This is a genomic window from Rhodococcus sp. EPR-157, assembly GCF_001647195.1.
Classification (GTDB): Bacteria; Actinomycetota; Actinomycetes; order Mycobacteriales; family Mycobacteriaceae; genus Rhodococcoides.
In genome coordinates, this window is sequence record NZ_LVCV01000024.1 from 1 (window position 1) to 2760 (window position 2760).

Annotated in this window: 2 protein-coding genes and 1 pseudogene; all 3 read right to left on the minus strand. The window is 64.7% G+C overall.

Annotation, left to right across the window (positions count from 1 at the left end; translation table 11 throughout):
- Positions 1 to 36: 36 nt before the first annotated feature.
- Positions 37 to 669: a PadR family transcriptional regulator gene (locus A2J03_RS01025; protein WP_082897506.1), complete on the minus strand. Its 633-nt coding sequence runs from the start codon at positions 667 to 669 to the stop codon at positions 37 to 39.
- 91 nt (positions 670 to 760) lie between these two features.
- Positions 761 to 1540 (minus strand): cyclase family protein, encoded by a 780-nt coding sequence (locus A2J03_RS01030; protein ID WP_068368525.1) that lies wholly within the window; start codon positions 1538 to 1540, stop codon positions 761 to 763.
- A 22-nt stretch (positions 1541 to 1562) separates the two neighbouring features.
- Positions 1563 to 2760, minus strand: a pseudogene (locus A2J03_RS01035) (primosome assembly protein PriA); the annotation flags it as partial.

Genomic DNA, 2760 nt, shown 5'->3' on the forward strand with positions numbered 1-2760 from the left:
CCAACGAATAGGTAGAACGGATTTGTCACGAACTACCTATTCTAAGGATCCTCGGTCGGCCGAGTCCGAGTCGGGCCGATCCTCCTCTGCCAGGATCCGATACAGACGCCTGCGCGCGTCCGTCAGGACCTCGCTCGCAGCCTTTACCTGGTCTGCCGTTCCTACTGCCGCGACCTGACCGGCCGCGCCCATCAATAGACCGATCAGTCCACGAAGGTCCATCGCGTCGCCACCGACACTGCTGCGAACGTCGTCCCAGGGCGACCCGAGATCTGCTCGGTGTTCGTCGACGAACTTCCGTCCGGACTCGGTCAGACGTGCAGTCTTGCGACCCTCGACCTTCTCGATGAGGACCAGACCTTCGTCTTCGAGCTGAGACAGAGCAGGATAGATGGAGCCCGGACTCGGCTTCCATGCACCGTCGCTTCTGGACACGATTTGCTGAATGAGTTCGTACCCGTGCATCGGCGACTCGTCCAGCAGGAGCAGAACGGCTGCCCGTACGTCTCCCCGACGGCCACGTCCTCCCCGTCCCCTACCACGCCCGAGACTGCCGCCTACACCGAATCCTCCCGGCCCGCCATGTCCGCCGTGCCTACCTCGTCGATGCGGGTGAGGCAGCTCGCCTCCGGCCCGGGGCCACCGTCGTGCTTCGTAAAAGTTCTCCATGTCCGTCTCCTTCTTTGGTTGTTTGGACATATTGACGATATATCGGCAATGCATCTTTGGCAAGGACAGTCTTCTGATCAGGTGTAGGAGCTCAGGGCAACCGAGGGATCAATCCGAAAATGGTCGCGGGCGATCCGGAGCCCGCCCGATTGATCGGACCGCCGACCAGAACGTGTGCGCCTGTCGCCGGCAGCTCACCGAGATTGCGCAGATTTTCCAGGCTGATGCGATGCAGGTCGTACAGCTTGACCGAGACCGCATACGTGCTGTCGTTACCCAGATCCGGGCCGAATGTGTCCGATCCTAGCGCTCCGCGCGTTGCGAGCCTTCCGGTATCGATGAGCCACTGTGCAGCGTCGGCCGAGAACCCGGGGTGGTGCATCACACCATCCACGTCCGCGTCTGCGTACGCGTCTGTACCCCAACGAGATTCCCACCCTGTCCACAGAATGACCGCAGCCCCCGACGGGATTCGGCCATGCGCCGACTCCCACCGCTGAAGATCCGCCACCGTCACCGCATAGTCCGCGTTCGCAGCCGACTCCTCGCGAATGTCGATCTTGACCGCAGGGAGGAACAGGTCTTCGGGAACCAATTGATCAGCCGTCAGCCCACCGTCCTGAAAATGCGCGGGAGCACCCCAGTGCGAGCCAGTGTGCTCCCCCTCGTGGACGTTCTGCAGGTAGTAGCCGTCCTCGGCGACGGTCGCAGCGGTCTCCAACACGAACTTCGGGTCACCTGGAAAGATCGGCGTCGCCGCGGGGTCGTTGACATGGGACAACGACACGATGCGCACCAGTCGATCCAACGGGACGAAACCCGGCACCGGCGTCGAGTCCGCTGCACGTCGAAACACTCGCCAACGCGTCATACTCCCGACCCCCTGATGTGTATCAGCCGATTCTGATCGGGTCGATCTGCACCCGGACTGCTTCGGTGTTCTTCTTCGCGCTGCTGGCCGCCTGCGAGTCTGCCAACGACCGGGCCAGAGCACCGCCGTCCCGACGAGGAACTCGGAGCAGGATTCGCTGCACGTCTCCCGGAATCCTGTCGTCACCCCCACCTGCAGGCAGCCGCTGTCCCTCAGGAAGCTCGACTGGCCCGAGGATCTCGGTATCTTCCGGCAGCGCAGTGTTCTCGACCAGAGCCATGATCGCAGCAGTGGTTCCGTCGATGGCTGCGACGTGCACGGCGGGAGGAAACCTGACTTCGACTCGTTCGTCGAGCTGGCTGCGTGCGTGACCGACCGGATCCCACCGGACGAGTGCCTGAACCGTCGGGATCTCCGATTCGGCCACGACGACGACTCGGCCACCGTCCGCACCCGACCGAACGAGCGCGCCCGCGGTCATCCATCGTCGCAGCGTCTCCTCGGCAGCACGCAGGTCCGCGCGGCCGAGCAACGCCCACCCGTCGAGAAGCAGTGCCGCGCCGTATCCGTCGGGGATTCTCGGTTCCGCACCCACCGTGGAAATAACCATCGACGGACCCGGCGCCACCGAGTCCAGTACCGACGCGCCGCCCGAAGTATGCACCGGCACACCAGGGAACGCACGACCGAGTTCTTCTGCGGTGCGGTGCGCACCGATCACGACGGCGCGCAGCGTGCGCGAACCGCAGACAGTGCACTTGTGGTTCGTGTCCGCTACCCCGCACCATCGACATGTCGGGCTGCCCGCCCCGTCTGCGCCCGGGGCCGACGGGAGTGACAGAGGCCCGTTGCACCGACGGCATCGCGCCGGGTTCCGGCATTTGCCACATGCCAGCGACGGGACGTACCCACCGCGGGGAACCTGGACGAGAACGCCCAGTCCGTCCTTCAACGCCGCACGAGCCGCCTCGAACGCGATTGCCGGCAATCGCGCAGCTCTCGCACCCGGATCTCGAGCCAGCGCGTGATCGCTGTCCGCCAACGCCACGATGTGAGGTTGACGTGCACGGACTGTTTCTCTCGGCGCGACGAGGTCGTGTGCCCACCCGGCGTCGACGAGCGCTTCTGCTTCTGCGGTTCGGGCATGCCCGGCGAGGACCACCGCACACCCGGTTCCGTGTGCGCGTAGAAGCGCGACCTCACGGGCGTGTGGATACGGC

Excerpts from the sequence above, each read along its gene's own strand:
- A2J03_RS01025 (WP_082897506.1), bottom strand. The coding sequence starts at position 669 with ATGGAGAACTTTTACGAAGCACGACGGTGGCCCCGGGCCGGAGGCGAG.
- A2J03_RS01030 (WP_068368525.1), bottom strand. The coding sequence starts at position 1,540 with ATGACGCGTTGGCGAGTGTTTCGACGTGCAGCGGACTCGACGCCGGTG.